This window comes from Botryobacter ruber (genome assembly GCF_003347595.2).
Taxonomy (GTDB): Bacteria; Bacteroidota; Bacteroidia; order Cytophagales; family Hymenobacteraceae; genus Pontibacter; species Pontibacter ruber_A.
This window is the reverse complement of sequence record NZ_QCZK02000024.1, coordinates 419,102-435,730: the sequence shown is the minus strand read 5'-3', so window position 1 is coordinate 435,730 and position 16,629 is coordinate 419,102. Positions and strand designations below refer to the sequence as shown.

The 16,629-nt window shown below is 48.9% G+C and carries 11 protein-coding genes; 8 read left to right on the top strand and 3 right to left on the bottom strand.

The genetic code is table 11. From position 1 onward, the window contains the following. The first annotated feature begins 71 nt into the window (after nucleotides 1-71). Nucleotides 72-1,214, top strand: coding sequence for a porin family protein (locus DCW36_RS07195; protein ID WP_114777661.1), 1,143 nt, complete (start codon nucleotides 72-74; stop codon nucleotides 1,212-1,214). A gap of 156 nt (nucleotides 1,215-1,370) precedes the next feature. On the opposite strand, the gene DCW36_RS07190 is transcribed toward DCW36_RS07195, so the two are convergent. Further along, nucleotides 1,371-2,807, bottom strand: a complete 1,437-nt coding sequence (locus tag DCW36_RS07190) for a hypothetical protein (protein ID WP_114777660.1) — start codon at nucleotides 2,805-2,807, stop codon at nucleotides 1,371-1,373. A gap of 423 nt (nucleotides 2,808-3,230) precedes the next feature. Here DCW36_RS07190 and rnr point away from each other — a divergent pair, with 423 nt between their 5' ends. The 6 genes from rnr to DCW36_RS07160 all read left to right on the top strand — a co-directional run bounded on the left by rnr (nucleotide 3,231) and on the right by DCW36_RS07160 (nucleotide 10,696). Then, nucleotides 3,231-5,558, top strand: coding sequence for a ribonuclease R (gene rnr, locus DCW36_RS07185; RefSeq protein WP_114777659.1), 2,328 nt, complete (start codon nucleotides 3,231-3,233; stop codon nucleotides 5,556-5,558). A gap of 6 nt (nucleotides 5,559-5,564) precedes the next feature. After that, the gene (locus tag DCW36_RS07180) at nucleotides 5,565-6,539 is read left to right on the top strand and encodes a polyprenyl synthetase family protein (RefSeq protein ID WP_114777658.1); all 975 of its coding nucleotides are present in this window, start codon (nucleotides 5,565-5,567) and stop codon (nucleotides 6,537-6,539) included. Nucleotides 6,540-6,566: 27 nt separating this feature from the next. After that, complete coding sequence (locus tag DCW36_RS07175; RefSeq protein WP_114777657.1) at nucleotides 6,567-7,196, top strand: rhomboid family intramembrane serine protease; 630 nt, start codon at nucleotides 6,567-6,569, stop codon at nucleotides 7,194-7,196. A gap of 93 nt (nucleotides 7,197-7,289) precedes the next feature. Beyond that, on the top strand, nucleotides 7,290-7,772 hold the full coding sequence (locus tag DCW36_RS07170; RefSeq protein ID WP_114777656.1) for a fasciclin domain-containing protein: 483 nt from the start codon (nucleotides 7,290-7,292) through the stop codon (nucleotides 7,770-7,772). A 493-nt stretch (nucleotides 7,773-8,265) separates the two neighbouring features. After that, nucleotides 8,266-8,709 carry a hypothetical protein gene (locus DCW36_RS07165; RefSeq protein ID WP_125185102.1) on the top strand — a complete coding sequence of 148 codons (444 nt, stop codon included), beginning with the start codon at nucleotides 8,266-8,268 and terminating at the stop codon, nucleotides 8,707-8,709. A 205-nt stretch (nucleotides 8,710-8,914) separates the two neighbouring features. Beyond that, nucleotides 8,915-10,696 carry an SLC13 family permease gene (locus tag DCW36_RS07160; RefSeq protein ID WP_114777654.1) on the top strand — a complete coding sequence of 594 codons (1,782 nt, stop codon included), beginning with the start codon at nucleotides 8,915-8,917 and terminating at the stop codon, nucleotides 10,694-10,696. Nucleotides 10,697-11,023: 327 nt separating this feature from the next. Here DCW36_RS07160 and DCW36_RS07155 read toward each other — a convergent pair whose 3' ends face one another. Together DCW36_RS07155 and DCW36_RS07150 are read right to left on the bottom strand one after the other, a co-directional pair. Beyond that, nucleotides 11,024-12,880, bottom strand: a complete 1,857-nt coding sequence (locus tag DCW36_RS07155; protein WP_114777653.1) for an ABC transporter ATP-binding protein — start codon at nucleotides 12,878-12,880, stop codon at nucleotides 11,024-11,026. A 155-nt stretch (nucleotides 12,881-13,035) separates the two neighbouring features. After that, nucleotides 13,036-13,581, bottom strand: a complete 546-nt coding sequence (locus tag DCW36_RS07150) for a DUF6252 family protein (RefSeq protein WP_125185101.1) — start codon at nucleotides 13,579-13,581, stop codon at nucleotides 13,036-13,038. A 332-nt stretch (nucleotides 13,582-13,913) separates the two neighbouring features. Between DCW36_RS07150 and DCW36_RS07145 the strand changes: the two genes are divergently transcribed. After that, a complete protein-coding gene (locus tag DCW36_RS07145; protein WP_114777651.1) occupies nucleotides 13,914-16,523 on the top strand; it encodes a DUF3857 domain-containing protein in 2,610 nt (869 codons plus the stop codon). Nucleotides 16,524-16,629 lie beyond the last annotated feature (106 nt).

Here is a 16,629-nt window from a genome sequence, read left to right as displayed (position 1 = left end):
ATTCTATTCCATAAATTAATTTACCTTTGCGAATATTATTTTTTGTATATTTTCATTCATAACCAACAGCAGTGAATATAGTAGCTAAGCTTATTTTTCCTTTTATCTTTTTTATTTCTTTTCAAGCTTATGGTCAGAAAAGGCTTATGGAAGGATATATAGTAACAATTCAAAATGATACTTTAAGAGGGAAGGTAGCCATTAAAAACGATTCTCTTCTTCTTTTTGAGAATAGCCAATTTAAAAAAGAACTTTACACCCCTTCTACTATAAAAGCAGCATTTACTGACGGAAAATATTTTTCTGTTCACGGTATAATGGGGCATGATAAATACTTCCAGGAAATAATAACGGGTTATCTGAGCTTATACAGGCAAAAGTATGCTAATACAAAAGAAAATTTCTTTTTGAAGCGAAATGATACCCTATTTGTTGTTACCCCTACTAATTTTTTGAGTTTCGTCTCCTACCTTTCAGCAGAATGTAAAACAGGTGATAGTCTAAGTAATAAAAATTCTAAGCAACAGTACAAGTACACATTAAATGACTTATCAGAGTTTGTAGACTACTATAATACATGTACGGGACACAAAGCGAATCAAGTTATTAGCTATGTTCCTGAGAAGTTTTCTGTTAAGCCTGTAATTAATTTGGCTTTAGATGCGCATCAATTCCGGCTTGGTAATAGCAATAAGTATAATTCTGGTGGAACTTTTGGTCATACGTTAGGCTTTGCGGCAGGTATATCTGCAAAATTATTGGGAAAAGATATAGGCTTTGCTTTACAGCCTGGACTTCAATTTATTCATAGAGAAGGAGAGGCTACATTAAAGGTTCCTCTTAATAGTTTTACCACTGTAGATGCAAACATTTCTTCCAATTTCTTACAGTTACCTGTTCTGATCCGTTATTCTTTCGCATCCAAGGGATACAGACCTTATCTGTCATTTGGGCCTCATGTTGGTACAGCCTTTAAGAGCCAGATAAAAAGAACTCCTCATGGATTTACATACAACGATACTTTCGATGAACCTGGAAGTAATATAGAATTGATATATGGTGTTTCAGGAGGCGCAGGTATTTACTTTCCAAATATGTTAAAAGGTTTGGAAGTTGAGCTTCGTGCAGATAAAAGTTATTACGACAATGAAGTTGATATGGTAGGTCTTCAAAGCTCGTCCTTACAGCTTTTTATAGGTTTTTACCTGAAGTAACTGTATAAACCAGACACTGAAACAGAAGTACAAAGCTATACAGGCAGGGACAGCAGAATGTAAAGCCGTTTCGATAGTAAACCGGCTTTACATTATTAAAGCTGTTTCGGAAAATTTGCGCCATCCTTAAATCTGCTTATTCTGAGGTTCAGACAATCATTTCACCAGCTTGGCAATCAGCTGCAGCTTTTTAACTTCGTCCTGTTTTGCTTCGCGCAGCACCGGCTCCATTTCTTGTATTACAGCTGCTTTAACAGTAAAAAATAGCATGGAGCTTAATGGAACACTGCCCTTGTTTGGGCCATTACTATCCAATTCTTCTAAAATATCTAAGTAAGTGTTAGCTGCGCGTACATCTTTCTTTGCAAGAAAATATTCCGCCATGGCGTAGTTAAAATCCGCTATTTCAGAAATATGAAACGTTTTACGCTCCGGGAAAAGCCTTACAAAACTAAACTTGTTGTCAAAAACAGCGGGAACATCGTCTATTCTTCCTTCGTCCAGTAGGTACTCTGTATACAACCGTTTTGCTTTGATAGCGTCTGGAAACTGATTGTAAAGCTCCACAATTACTTTATCTGCAGCAGCATCCTCTTCGAGGGCACGGTAAACATAGACCAGCTTTTCTTTAAAAACGAAATTTTCCGGCCACTGCTCAATAGTTGCTTTCAGCCTGTCTTTAAGATCTTCTAATTCGTCGTCTGATGGTTTATAACGATTTATTAGTTCTGTAACCTCCTTTACCTCTTCCGCCTCTTCTTCTGAATAATCAGTGGGTAAGGGGTCAAAATTGATGTCAAATGCAACTGTTTCAGACTGAGGTAATTCTTCGGCACGAGCCGGTTCCGAAACTACTTTTTCGAACATGTAGAGGCCTACATCCGGGTACTTTATCAGGGCTTCCGGCTCCGTTTCTTCTATAAAATCCTCCCATTCTTCTTCGTCCCAGTCTTCGGGGTACTGGAAATAATCGTCCTCATCTTCATCGTCAAATTGGTCCTCGTCCTCAAATTCATCATCCATCATGTCAATCACTTCATAATTTCCTGGTCCTGCGTACTTCTCCAGCTGGCGTTTAAAATAGTCGACACGGGGGCCGCTGTCGGGGTTAAGCATCAAAACCGGTTTGCCGTTCCGGCCAAACTCCAGCTCGATCAGCTCCACATCCTCAGTATCTTCTTCGAGAATCATTTGCGTGAGACTAAAGCTGGCATCGGGTTCAATGCCGTATTCCTGGGCAAAGGCGATGGCGCCATAAATAATGTTGTGGGCCAGCTCGTAGGATATCTCCTCCAGTGGCAGCGGGTGGGAAGCAATCCTTTCTTCCACCTGGTGCAGTGGCTCGTTGAAAAGATAAAAGCTGTCTTTCATGCCCGCGCAAAAAGTATCGACCAGGTAAATACCCACGGTTATATTGCTGTTGGCATGCTGGCGGAGCACATACACCTGCGCCATTCCCTGCTCTTCCCAACCTTCGTTTATCAGACATTTGTATACAGGCAGATTACGGGCACGGCCGCTGCTCAGGTAGCCTTTGTCGCTCAGTTTTGCCGGCGCTGCACCGCCACCGGATTTCTTTTTCTTCTTTGACATAGTTTTTCAATAGGTTTGATGCTAAAAACGTTACTGCTCCTGCCACCATAGCCACTGCTCCTGCCTGAACCACGGATTTTAAGGATTTAAAGATTCCACAGATGCTGTTACATACGCTCTGACTGCACGTTTTTAGATTACGTGACGCTTGTGTTTCATGCATTTCAGAAAGAGGAACGCGCTACCCAAAAAATCCGTGTAATCCTTAAATCCTTCAAATCCGTGATTCAGATATTCAAACATACGCCGGAATTGCCACCTCGTATACCTAAAATATAGACTTTTTTCTATAAATTGAAGCAGATATAAGAAACAGCTTTAGCCACGCCTCCTCTTGCAGGCGTATACGAACATATTTTCAAGCTAAAGGTTAATACACCAAAGAGCGCAACCACCGGTTGCGCCACAGAGACAAAATAGAACATGAAAGGCAGAAACAGCAAACGAAGCGAAAGATCAGAAAGCGGAGCCAGGAAGGGCGGCTCCAGGAGCGGCTCATCTTCAAAAAGAGGGGGTTCCTCAAGAGGTGGCGGCGGTTCGTCCAGGGGCAGAGCATCCGGGGGCGGTCCATCCAGGGAAAGGCCTTTGCTGACAGGTTCCTCCTCCAGGGAAGATATAGCCCGTGGCGGCGGGGGTGGCCCCAGAGGCATGAAAGCAAAAGTATTCGAAGCCTTTGCCCAATCGCCTGATACCGCACTCAGCTACCGCCAGATCCTGCGCCGGCTGGCCATTAACACCAAATCTGGCCGCGAGGAAGTAAACGAATGCCTGCGCCGGCTGGTAAAGGAAACCAAACTGATTGCCCTCGACGATGATAAGTTTATGCTCAACCTGCGCGTAAACATCATTACCGGGCGCGTGGACCTGGCCAACAGCAAATACGCCTATATTGTGTCGGAAGAGACCGAAGACGATGTGCGGGTGTTCCGGGAGCACCTGAAATATGCCATGCACGGCGATGTGGTGAAGGTAGAGGTGCTGCCGATGGTGCGCAATGGTCGCCAGGAAGGCATTGTGGTGGAGATACTCGAGCGCCAGCGTACGGAGTTGGTGGGTATTATGCAGCTCTCCAAAAACTACGGCTTCGTTGTGCCCGATTTCAAGCGTTTGTACTTCGATGTATTTATCGGCGAACGCGGCCTGAACGATGCCAAGTCCGGCGACAAAGTGCTGGTGAAGATAGTGGAGTGGCCCGACGCACCGGATAAGAACCCGACTGGTGAAGTAGTGCGTGTGTTTGGTCCTGCCGGAGAGCACGAAGCCGAAATACATTCCATTATGGCCGAATTTGGCTTGCCGTTCGAGTTTCCGGAGGCTGTGGAGGAAGAAGCAGAAAACATTTCGGACAAGATAACTACCGCCGAAATAAAAATCCGCCGCGACTTCCGCGACGTCACCACCTTCACCATCGACCCCGCCGATGCCAAAGACTTCGACGATGCGCTCTCGATACAGAAGCTCGAAAATGGTAACTGGGAAATTGGCGTGCACATTGCCGACGTAACGCACTACGTGCACCCCAAATCGCTGCTGGAGAAAGAGGCTTTCCACCGCGCCACCTCCGTTTACCTCGTCGACCGCACCATCCCGATGCTGCCCGAGCGGCTGTCGAACGGCTTGTGTTCTTTACGCCCCAACGAAGAGAAGCTGACGTTCTCAGTAGTGTTTGAGCTCGACGACAATGGTAAACTCTACGACACCTGGTTTGGCCGTACCATTATCTACTCCGACCGCCGCTTTGCCTACGAAGAAGCCCAGGAGCGCATCGAAACCGGCGAAGGAGATTTCGCCTATGAAATAAACACCCTCAACGACATTGCCAAAAAGCTCAAAGACAAACGCTTTAAAAACGGCGCCATCAGCTTCGAAACCATCGAGGTGAAGTTTAAGCTCGACGAGCAGGGCAGACCGCTTTCTATTTATGTGAAGGAGCGCAAGGATGCACACAAGCTGATAGAAGAATACATGCTGCTGGCAAACAAAAAGGTAGCTGAGTTTGTATTTAACAAGGGCAGGGGCAAAAAACGTCCGACCATGGTGTACCGTACGCACGGCTCTCCCGACCCGGATAAGCTGAGCACCTTCTCGCTTTTCGCCCGCAAGTTTGGCTATAAAGTTGATCCGGATGGCGACATATCAAACGAGCTGAACAACCTGGCTGAAGAAACGGAAGGCAAGCCGGAGCAGAGCGTGCTGCAGAACCTGGCCATCCGGACGATGGCCAAGGCAAAGTACAGCACTGAGCCCGAAGGCCACTTTGGCCTGGCCTTCGACCACTATTCGCACTTCACCTCGCCTATTCGTCGTTACCCCGATATGATGGCGCACCGCCTGTTGCAGCACTACCTCGATGGGGGGCAGTCGGTGGATAAGGAAGAGTACGAAGACCGCTGCCGCCACTCTTCCGACATGGAAAAACGTGCTGCCGATGCCGAGCGTGCCTCTATCAAGTACAAGCAGGTAGAGTTTATGAAAGATACCATCGGAAACGAGTATAAAGGAATAGTGTCTGGTGTCACAGAATGGGGTATCTTTGTGGAGATCGAAGAAAACAAGTGTGAAGGCATGGTGCGCCTCTCCGACCTCAACGACGACTATTACGAGCTGGATGCCGACAACTACCGCATCATTGGCCGTCAGAGCAAACGTATTATCTCGTTCGGCGACGAAGTGGTGGTAGAGGTAAAAAGTACGAACCTGGCCGAACGCACCATCGATCTGGAGCTAGTTAAAACCCTGAAACAACATTAGATTTTTGTGGATATCGCAGTACTGTCTGATAAACTGAATCAAACCTTATCAACACTTCGCTACGGCGAAAACCCGGCGGAACTTTACGAACCCATACGCTACATCATGTCGCTGGGCGGAAAACGAATTCGCCCGCTGCTGGTGCTTTTAGCGGCAAAAATGTACGACGAGGATGTGGAAAACGCATTGTTGCCTGCCGCAGCAGTAGAGGTTTTCCACAACTTCACGCTCATGCACGACGACATCATGGACAAGGCGCCGCTGCGCCGCGGGCAGCAAACCGTGCACGAAAAATGGAACGCCAACACCGCCATCCTCAGCGGCGACGTGATGCTGGTGCGCGCCTACCAACTGCTCTTTGGCATTGCGCCTGATAAGCTGGCGACGGTACTGCAGAAGTTCTCCGAAACAGCCGCCCAGGTGTGCGAAGGGCAGCAGATCGACATGAACTTTGAGCAGCGCGAGCAGGTAAGCATCGACGAATACATCCAAATGATCACGCTCAAGACAGCCGTGCTCCTGGGCTTCAGCCTCGAACTGGGTGCTATCCTGCAAGGGGCACCGGAAGAGGATGCCGAACACCTCAAAGCCTTCGGCAACAACATCGGCATTGCCTTCCAGCTCCGCGACGACCTGCTCGATGTGTATGGCGACAAAGCCAAGTTCGGCAAACAGGTAGGCGGCGACATTCTCTCTGATAAAAAGACCTTCCTGATGCTGACGGCCCTGGAACAGGCAAACCCGCAACAACTGGACGTGCTAACATGCTGGCGGCACCAGACCAATGCAGCCATAGCCTTAGAAAAAGTGGAGGCTGTAACAGCTGTTTATAATGCGCTGGACCTCCGGCAGCAGACCGAAGAGCAGATAGATCTCTACTTCCAGAAAGCGTTGCAGCACCTGTGTGCTGTGCAGGTGCCTGACGCCCGTAAAGCAGCGCTTCGCGGCCTGGCCATGCAGCTTATGGAGCGCGACAGTTAATTTACTTTAAAAAAATAATTCTCCGGAATGGATTTAGACGTTACCCTTGTCATCATCATCGTTACGGTTGGTATTTCGTGGTATGCCTGGCAAAATCACGACCTGATGCGCAACTGGATTTTTGAACCCTACCGCGTAGAGCGCGACAACTCCTGGCACCGCTTTCTTACCTCGGGCTTTCTGCATGCCGACTTCACGCACCTGTTCTTCAACATGTTCACGCTTTACTTCTTTGGCAGTAATGTGGAGTACATTTTCAGCTACGTGTTTGGCCCAACCGTCGGCATCCTGCTCTACCTGCTCCTGTACCTGGGCGCGATTGTCGTATCGGATATTCCAACCTATATCAAGCACCGGCACGACCCGGGTTACCGCGCCTTAGGTGCCTCTGGTGGGGTGGCTGCTGTGGTGTTTGCCAGTATTCTCTTTTTCCCGACAGATGATATTTGTCTGTATGCGCTGCTGTGTATTCCTGGCTTTATCCTCGGCATCCTCTACATTATCTACTCTTACTACCAGGGCAAACGCATGGGCGACAACATCAACCACGATGCCCACTTATTCGGCGCTTTGTACGGTTTTATCCTCAGCCTGGCGCTGGTGCCCAAGGCGGGGCCGCTCTTTATTGAGCAGATCAGTAACTGGAGTTTGTTCTGATTTTGTATTTTTTATAGTATAATCACTTCCAGGTATTTACCTTTTAGTCTTAAAATGCGTACTGAATATAGACAGCAGTAAGCATTTTAAGACATGAAAGCATTATATAAAAATATAGTTTATAACCTGGTTCTAATTGTATTTATTGTAGCCAGTTGCCCGCGCTTGTATGCGCATGCCATCACTCCTGTTCCGCCGCAGAATCCTTCCCTTTTACAGTTTGTAATAGATAACCGGCCTGTGCTGGCAGAGCTTTTAACCACCGCCGGACTGATTGCCATTCTTTCCAACGAAGATAACTTTACGTTGCTGGCTCCTTCAGAAGCATCGCTGGCAGCGTTAAAGAGCGAATCGCCTGATAAAATCAAAACGGTATTATCAGGGCATATTTTAAGAGGCAATTACCTGGAGAAGGATTTTAAAGACGGAGCGCAGGTAGAAACCCTGAGCGGCGAGAAGATCCGGGTTTGTCGCAAAAAAGGAGAGACTTTACTCAATGGCGTGCGTATTGTGCAGGCAGACCAGCAGTTACAAAACGGGGTGCTGCACGAGCTAAATAAAGTAATGACTTTGTAAAGAGGAGCAGAGGCAGTGGTGGCAGGAACTGCAGACCGGATTACAGGCCTTGCAGGCAATTTTCAGAATTACTTTTCATTTCACACTATTTTTTGTCATTGGTACCGCAGGGAGAGATCTGGTAACGCAGAAGTTATGAATTTCAGATCTCTCCCTGCGGTCGAGATAACACTACTCTGATAATTCATGGAGAAGAGCCAACTGAATGATTGTATAAGAAAGCCCTTCTGTTTTGCTGCACCAGCCACCACTGCCTCAGCACACCAACACTTTTACAACGGGAACAGGTGAGGTTATTTGCCTTTCAGGCCAAACCCGAAACGGGTTTGGCTAATGTATTTTAGATTTTGTATATAAGAAAATATATATTGTTGATTATTAGGTAGTAAGCCGGTAGTTTTTGTGTGAAATAGTATATTTTAGGCTAAAAATTCAATAACTGCTTGATAATGTATAAGTATGTTTGTGTTTTTCTTCGTAAGAAGAATACATTATGATAACTAACGAAAAGCAAAAAGATGCGGTTAAATCCAAATTCAGCGTAGCAGATAATACGTGCTATGGCCTGTTGTACGATTTATCTAAAAATCGTATTTATTTTACCATTCGTGGTTTTTGGAAAAATAAAGAAGCCGTACCCAATTTTCTAAGTGACTGGAAGCGCATTTTGTTGCTCACCATGCCGGGTTTCACGGTACTGGCCGATTTTTCGTCGATGCTTACCCAGCCGCAGGAGTTAAATACGCTGCACCAGGAAGCCCGGCGTATGATGCTGGAAGCAGGTGTGCTGCTGCTGGCACAAATAGGCCCCACCGATAAAATAGCCACACTCCAGGCTGATGAAATGTATTACAAATCAGCCATACCCCTCAAAAAGTTTGCGTCCGCACAAGCTGCAGAAGAAGGACTTAACAATATTTTGTCCGGTAACCAGTAAAAATATTTCTGCACATTAATATCGTAAATTAGTTTGCAGTGAAGATAATATCTGTATATTTAACTTCCGTTACGACTGCCTTTGCACCCGTAATGGCATACTTTAAAGTGATTATACATTAATTATCTGGTAATTGAAGTCCTGGTGCTTCAATACTGGTAATATAGTAAGCTTCTTTTGCCAGAGCTTTATTATTCCTGCATAAATGACACTTGAAATCGGCATTGTACTGGCTATTATCACCCTGGCCATTGTGCTGTTTATCAGTGACCGCTTCCCCATAGATGCTGTTGCCGTTTTTATCATGACCCTGTTTATGATAACAGGCATCCTGACCCCTGCCGAAGGCCTGGCGGGCTTCAGCAATCCTGCTACCATCACTGTTGGTGCCATGTTTATCGTCAGTGTCTGTATTTTTAAGTCAGGAGCACTGAGTAACGTGGGTTATCTTCTGACACGGGTAGGGCGAAAAAGCTACCTGCTTTGCCTGCTGGCAGTCATGGTTATTTCCGGTTGCCTGTCTGCGTTTATAAACGATACGGCTGTGGTAGCTTTGCTGATGCCGGTCATCATACAGGTGTGCCGCGACATCCGGATCAGTCCTTCCAAGCTGCTGATGCCCCTCTCGTTCGGGGCGCTGATGGGCGGGATATGTACCCTTATCGGCACCTCCACCAACATACTGGTAAGTGGTATTGCCCTGGCACAGGGCGAGGCGCCATTGCGCATGTTTGAGTTTACACCGGCAGGTGTTCTGTTTTTGCTGGTAGGCATTGTTTACATGTTTTTTGTAGGTCGCCACCTGCTGCCCAGCCGCAAGCAGGCCAAAAACCTGACCGAGAGTTTTGGCATGGGCGATTACCTGACCGAAATTGTCCTGCTGCCTGAATCGCCATCCGTCGGAATGCCCCTGCAGCGGTCGGGCCTGGTGCAGAACCTCGACATGGACGTGCTGATGATTGGCCGTGGCAAAAAAAATAAATTCAAGCCTGCCCCCGATACCATCCTGCACGCCAACGATGTGCTGAAGGTGCGGTGCGATGTGGAGAAGCTGAAAAAGCTGAAAGAGGAAAAAGGGATAGAACTGAAGTCGGAGCGCAAGTTCCGCGACAAGGATTTGCGCAACGCGGACGCCAAACTCTACGAAGCCATTGTTACGCCCAACTCTTACATGCAGACACGGTCGCTGAAGGAGCTGGATTTCAGGTCTTCGAACTATGGCGCTACGGTGCTGGCCATACGCCACCGTAACGAAATCCTGCACGAGAAACTGACCCACACCAAGTTATCGGCCGGCGATGTGCTGCTGATTGCAGCCGACAAAGATCAGGCGGCCAAACTGCGCCGAAACGAGGATTTGCTTATTATTTCCGAAACAGACCGCAGCCACTACGACTTCAGCAAAATTATTCCGGTATTGTCTATCAGTGTGGGCATTGTGGCGGCAGCAGCCACCGGCCTGATGCCGATCGTGCTCAGTTCGATCATTGGCGTTATCCTGCTGATTGCCTTTAAATGCATCAAGGTCGACGAGCTGTACAAGGCCATCGACTGGAAAGTTATTTTCATGCTGGCAGGCGTGCTTTCGATGGGGGCCGCACTCGAAAAGACAGGCGCAGCCAGTTACCTCTCACACTTCCTGATTCATTCGGTTGGGGAGTACGGGCCCCACGCGCTGCTGTCGGTGTTCTTCTTCATCACCTTCATGATCACCAACTTCATGTCGAACAACGCGACAGCCGCGCTGCTGGCGCCTATTGCGATTGTTACAGCCCATGAGTTAGGCGTAAGCGCCCGGCCCTTCCTGATGGCCGTTGCCTATGCCGCTTCCCTCAGTTTCATGACACCCATGGGCTACCAGACCAACACCATGATCTATGGCCCCGGCAACTACAAATTCTCCGACTACCTGAAAGTAGGAACTCCCCTGAACCTGCTCTACTGGCTGCTCGCTTCGCTTATCATTCCATACTTTTTCCCGTTTTAAAGTTTTCTGCTCCTGCCACCACACCCGCTGCTCCTGTGTTCCACGTGGAGGAATGCCTGAACTGTTGATTTTTTGTCTGAATCAGGATTTACAGAATTTTAGAATTTCCAGGATTAGGTTTGTCTGAACAAGATTAAGAAGATTTAAGGAATAACAGGATTTGGTTTGTTTGTGTTTCGTGCAGGAGACGCGGGCACCGCGTCTCTACAGATAATGGACATTACAATCTCAAACTCTCTGACAGGGTTGAAGATTTTCAACCCCTACAAAATTTCTAACTCTCTACCTCCCAAACTCTCTAACTCTCTAACTCTCTACCTCCCAAACTTACAAATAGCCCTTCGCCTGCAGCGTAAACAGCTCTGCATACTTTCCGCCCTGCGCCAGCAGTTCCTCGTGCGAGCCAAGCTCCTTCAGCTGGCCCTGCTCCAGGAACAGGATGCGGTCGGCCATGCGGACGGTGGAGAAGCGGTGGGAGATAAGTACTGCTGTTTTGCCTGCTATCAGTTCCGAGAAGCGGAGGAATACTTCGTGTTCGGCACGGGCATCGAGGGCAGAGGTTGGTTCGTCGAGTATCAGCAGCTGGGCGTCGCGCATGTAGGCACGGGCCAGTGCTACCTTCTGCCATTCGCCTCCCGACAGCTCCACGCCCTTGGCAAAGCGTTTCCCCAGCACCTGCTCATAGCCATCCGGGAGGCGGCTGATTACGGTGTCGGCAAGGCTTTTCTGCGCGGAGCCCTGGATGCGGTCTTTGTTGCTGATGTCGCTGATCTGGCCAATGGCAATGTTGTCGGAGGCGCTCATCTGAAAGCGTACGTAGTCCTGGAAAATGATGCCTACCTGGTGGCGGAGGTCGTTGAGGTCGTACTCCCGCAGGTTAATCCCGTCTAATAAAATTCTGCCCTCGGTCGGCTCGTAGAGGCGGGCGAGCAGCTTGACCAGTGTGGTTTTTCCTGCCCCGTTTTCGCCCACCAGTGCCAGCTTTTCGCCCGCCCGCAGGTGGAACGTGAGGTGGCGGACTGCCCACTTCTCGCTGTTGGTATACTTAAAGCCGACATTCTCGAAGGTAAAGCCCTGCTGGATGGGCCTGGGCACGAGGAGCGGGTTGGCAGGAGGCGTTATCTGCGGCTTCAGCTCCAGGAAATCGAAGAGGTCCTGCAGGTACAGGGCGCTTTCGGCAATCTGTGAGAAGCGCATCATGATGCCCTGCAGCAGCCCCCGCATACTGCTGAAGGAGCCTGCCAGGAACGTGAGGTCGCCTACCGAGATGGCTCCGGTCACGGTCCGGTAGAGGATGAACACGTAAGCGGCGTAGTAGGAGAGGGTGCCGATGGCGGAGAGGGCGCTTCCCCACAGTGCCCGCCGCACAATCAGGTTTTTGTTCAGCTGGAAGTAACGGTCCGAGAGCTGCCGGAAACGGCTGGCGATGAAACCGGAGAGGTTGAAGGTTTTGATTTCTTTGGCGGTCTCGTCGCTGGCGCCGATGTAGCGCAGGTAGTCGAGTTCGCGGCGTTCGGGTGTCCAGGAGCGGGAGAGGGAGTAGGTGCGCTCGTTGAAATGCGTTTCGCCGAGGAACGACGGAATAACCGCGATGAGCAGGATCACGATGAGCCAGGGGTTAAAAGCTACCAGGCCAACCGCCAGGAAGCCAATAGTGAGCGTGTCCTGCAACTGCGCCAGCAACTGCGACATCAGCACCACCCGCGTGAGCGTCTGCCGGCGTGCCCGCTCCAGCTTGTCGTAGAAGGTGGCATCTTCGAACTGCGCCAGGTCCAGGGTAGCGGCATGTTCTATAAGGGCAACAGAGGTTTTATTTGAGAACAGGTCGCCGAGCAGGCTGTCGAGCAGCGTTATGCCCCTGTTCGTGAGCTCCGACAGCACAGCCAACCCCAGCTCCGCCGCCACCAGCAGCCACAGGTAAGACAGGTCCCGCTCCCCCGTCACATCAATCAGCCGGATAACCTCGTCGATAATCAGCTTGCCGATGTAGAGCATGGACAGCGGAATAGCAGCTTTTACCACACGCAGCAGCAGATTGCCAATGGTCATGGCTTTGCTCGTTTCCCAGATCAGCCGGAAGAACTTGGGCAGGTTTTTCAGCGCGCCCATCTGCTCCCGCAGGCTTTTCTTTTCCGCCTCCGTTTGCCTGGCTCCTCCTCTTTGTCCTTTGTTCAAGCTGCTCATAATGTTATACCTGTAGTTGTAACCGCTGCCGGATAGTTTACAAATATAACCGTCGCTGGGTGTTATTTGTTACTGCACCTGTATCCATACCCACTGAAGCTATGATGTATGGAGCTGTCTAATAAACTTCATTTTGGTGGATAAGATTAATTTTGTCACTGCATTTTTAAATCAACATCAAATCGACCATTAGAGACTGTGACAGTCTCCCCCCCATGAACAGCGGTAAATTCAAATACACCTGATACAATGCCGTTTACAGTGTCAGCTCTGGTAACAATAACCTTTCCTGTATGCTCACTGGTGGTCATATACACTTTTCCAGGTATATAATATGCTCCATAATTCATAGGCTGCTTTAATTCCCCACCAGATAAGTTGGTGTAGGAGTTCAGCAGGTATTCTCCTGGTTTGGATACATCCCTAAGGTAAAACTGAAAGCCTGTTTTGTCTTTACTATAAGAAGTGATGAGAACATTATTTCGGGTCACATCATAGGAATAGGTGCCATGGTATCCTCCCTCCACCGGCTTAGGAGGTTGGAATCCTGTTCCGCCGTTGGCTATCCAGGCTTTGCCATCTACTATAGCGCCCATGGTGTTAGCTCCGGAGGTGGTGATAGGTGGAAGTAATTTAATTTCGTCCTTTTTGCAGGATGCAAAGAGGAATATATAGAGCAGGAGGTGTAGTAAGTGTTTCATAGGAGAAAGCCGGGAAAAGGCTACTGTATAAAAATACATAAAAAATTTAATAAAGTACAATACTTATCAGCTTTTGCAGGAGCTCCAGCTTTCTCTATAGCTCCAATGCAGTGCAAAGAACTGAACAGGTAAGCAGGCGCTGGAAAGAGAGTGAAGCTTTTTCTAATATGGATTTATCCAGCGCAGTAAAAACGGTACTACTGCTACTTACAAAGTAATACTCAAGCCCGATTAAATTTATACCACTACCCCCTCAGACAAAATAAAATCCTGAAAAATTATATGAAATATACAAATATCATTTATCTTGAAAAGATTTTCAGGAAAGAGGTATGAAGCAGATTTACACGCGCATTTTTAGCATTTTAGCAAGTATAGTATTTGGTATAAGTCTGCAGGTGCAGGCCGCGGTCCGGCAGCCGGCAGTTACGGCAGAACCGATCTGGGTGAAACAACTCCCGCACCGCATCAGCACCACCATCGACCCGAAAGAGGTAAACGATGGCTATCATTTTCTGCAGCGTGTGGTGCAGTGGAACGTAGCTACCGGCGATACTTACTACCACAACACGTATAAGATAACAACAGACGAAGGTGTACAAAACAGCTCCGAACTGAAGTTCTCTTACGACCCCAATTATGAGCAGTTGCAGCTGCACAAAGTAGTTGTCTGGCGCAACGGAAAGCCCATCAACAAGCTGGACCTGAAGAAGGTGAAAGTGGTGCAGCGGGAGGAGAGAATGGAGCAGAAGATTTTTGACGAAACCCTGACCGCCCTGGTACTGCTGGAAGATACCCGTATAGGAGACGTAATTGAGTACGCCATCACCATATCAGGCAAAAACCCGGTGTTTAACGACAAGTTTTTCAACTCCTTTAACCTGCAGTTCTACGACCCCGTGGATGAGCTGCTGGTGCATGTGGTAGCGCCGCAGCATCGCAAAATCAACTACAAACTTTACAAGACAACCCAAAAGCCGGTTATCGCTACCCAGAACGGCTATACGACCTATACCTGGCACTCCCAAAACCTGCCGGCTACCCCCGTAGATGAAGAAACGCCGGGCTGGTACGATGCTTACCCGGGTGTATTTTTATCGGAGTTCACTTCCTGGGAGCAGGTGGCAAAGTGGGCACTGCCTTTATACACACAGAAAGAGAAGCTGAGCAAGGACCTGCAGGCCAGCATCGACAGCATCCGGAACGAGTTTGGCAGCGACGAACAGCGGTTGGTGGCGGCCCTGCGGTTTGTGCAGGACGAGGTGCGCTACCTGGGCTTTGAGGCTGGCATAGGCGGCTTTAAGCCAAGATCGCCATCGGAGGTGTTTGCCCGCCGCTTCGGCGACTGCAAAGATAAGTCCCTGCTGCTGGTTACCATGCTGCGGGAACTGAACATCGAGGCGTATCCTGTATTGGTAAATTCTTCTTCGCGAGGCCAGATTACCAACTTTCTGCCATCGCCCTACGCCTTTAACCACTGCATTGTGCAGGTTAGCCTCTGGGGTAAAAACTACTGGTACGATCCTACCATCAGCAAGCAGCGCGGCAACTTCGACGGTATTTCGCTGCCCGACTACCAGAAAGCGCTGGTGATAGACGGCGCTACCAAAAAGCTTACGGATGTAACAGCCCCTGCCGCCGGTAACGCGAAAGTAAAAGTGCATGAGGCGTTCTCGTTTAATGGCATAGGAGGCGACGTAACGCTGGAGGTAAAAACAGAATACTATGGCTCCGATGCCGACTTCCAGCGCAGCCGCTTTGCCACCACCAGCCTGAAAGAAACGGAAAAAGCTTTCCTGAACTACTACGCCAACTCCTACCCGGACATCGAAGTGGCTCGTGCGCTTGATTTTATTGATTACCCCAACGAGAATAAATTTACCACGCTGGAGGAGTATACCATCAAAAATCTTTGGGAAGAATCTGATGACACCGAAAACCTGCTGACAGCTTCATTTTACCCGCAGGTGCTGCGCAGTTACATCAATTCGCCGCGGGTCAGTAAGCGCACCATGCCCATGTACCTCAGCTATCCAACGCAGGTGGAGCAGGAAATACTGCTGTACATGCCAGAATCATGGACGGTGAGCACGACAGCCAAAGAAATAAAAGATGCTGTTTTTAACTACAGCAGCAACGTTACCTATAACAGCAGGACCAACCTCATCACCCTGCGCTATGCCTACAGCACCCTGAAGGATCATGTGCTGCCGGAGCAGATGGCAGCTTACGTAAAGCACCAGAAGGTCATGCTCGACGATATGGGCTACAGCATTACTTATAACAAGAACTTTGTAACTGCTGCCGACGCCGGTGCACCTGCCAGCTGGCCTGTGGTATTGTTAGCCATTGCAGCCTTTGCCTTAGCCTGTTTCGGAGCCTATAAACTGTACTTTTACGACCCGCTTCCCGAAGACGGCTACATTGCCGGACGTGGCGAAGGTATTGGTGGCTGGCTGGTGCTGGTAACGATTGGCGTTTGCCTGACCCCGATCACTACCCTGAGCGCACTGTTTACAGACAACTATTTTAACCAGACGGTGTGGCAGGAACTGTTAAACGCTTCGTCTGTTTCGTACTCGCCGGCTCTGGCAGCCATGCTGGCGCTGGAACTGGTGGTAAACATTGCTTTCCTAGTGTACAACCTGGTGCTGATCCGCCTGTTCCTGAGCCGCCGCACCAGTGTGCCCAAGCTGATGGTTATTTTTTACGGCGCCAGTTTCCTGCTACCGGTGCTGCAATACGTAGCCATGTCTGCCCTCGACTTGCCAATCGATAGCAGCGCCGCCACCGACATTGGCAGAGGGTTTCTGGTAGCAGCCATCTGGATACCCTACTTCTACCTGTCGCACCGGGTGAAAGACACCTTTGTCGTGCAACTGGAGCCACCAGTACCGCAGGAAGAACCAGCAGAGGAAGTGGTGACAGCAGCTAACAACTAAATCACATTTATTCACTGCCATAATATCTTCTCCCTCTTGTCATCCCGCCGGGATCTTGTGGGCGAGCTGCACTAAGGCCAGCTAAAATGAGCAGAAAATATTAATT

Excerpts from the sequence above, each read along its gene's own strand:
- DCW36_RS07190 (WP_114777660.1), bottom strand. The coding sequence starts at position 2,807 with ATGTCAAAGAAGAAAAAGAAATCCGGTGGCGGTGCAGCGCCGGCAAAA.
- rnr (WP_114777659.1), top strand. The coding sequence starts at position 3,231 with ATGAAAGGCAGAAACAGCAAACGAAGCGAAAGATCAGAAAGCGGAGCC.
- DCW36_RS07175 (WP_114777657.1), top strand. The coding sequence starts at position 6,567 with ATGGATTTAGACGTTACCCTTGTCATCATCATCGTTACGGTTGGTATT.
- DCW36_RS07170 (WP_114777656.1), top strand. The coding sequence starts at position 7,290 with ATGAAAGCATTATATAAAAATATAGTTTATAACCTGGTTCTAATTGTA.
- DCW36_RS07165 (WP_125185102.1), top strand. The coding sequence starts at position 8,266 with ATGATAACTAACGAAAAGCAAAAAGATGCGGTTAAATCCAAATTCAGC.
- DCW36_RS07160 (WP_114777654.1), top strand. The coding sequence starts at position 8,915 with ATGACACTTGAAATCGGCATTGTACTGGCTATTATCACCCTGGCCATT.
- DCW36_RS07155 (WP_114777653.1), bottom strand. The coding sequence starts at position 12,880 with ATGAGCAGCTTGAACAAAGGACAAAGAGGAGGAGCCAGGCAAACGGAG.
- DCW36_RS07150 (WP_125185101.1), bottom strand. The coding sequence starts at position 13,581 with ATGAAACACTTACTACACCTCCTGCTCTATATATTCCTCTTTGCATCC.
- DCW36_RS07145 (WP_114777651.1), top strand. The coding sequence starts at position 13,914 with ATGAAGCAGATTTACACGCGCATTTTTAGCATTTTAGCAAGTATAGTA.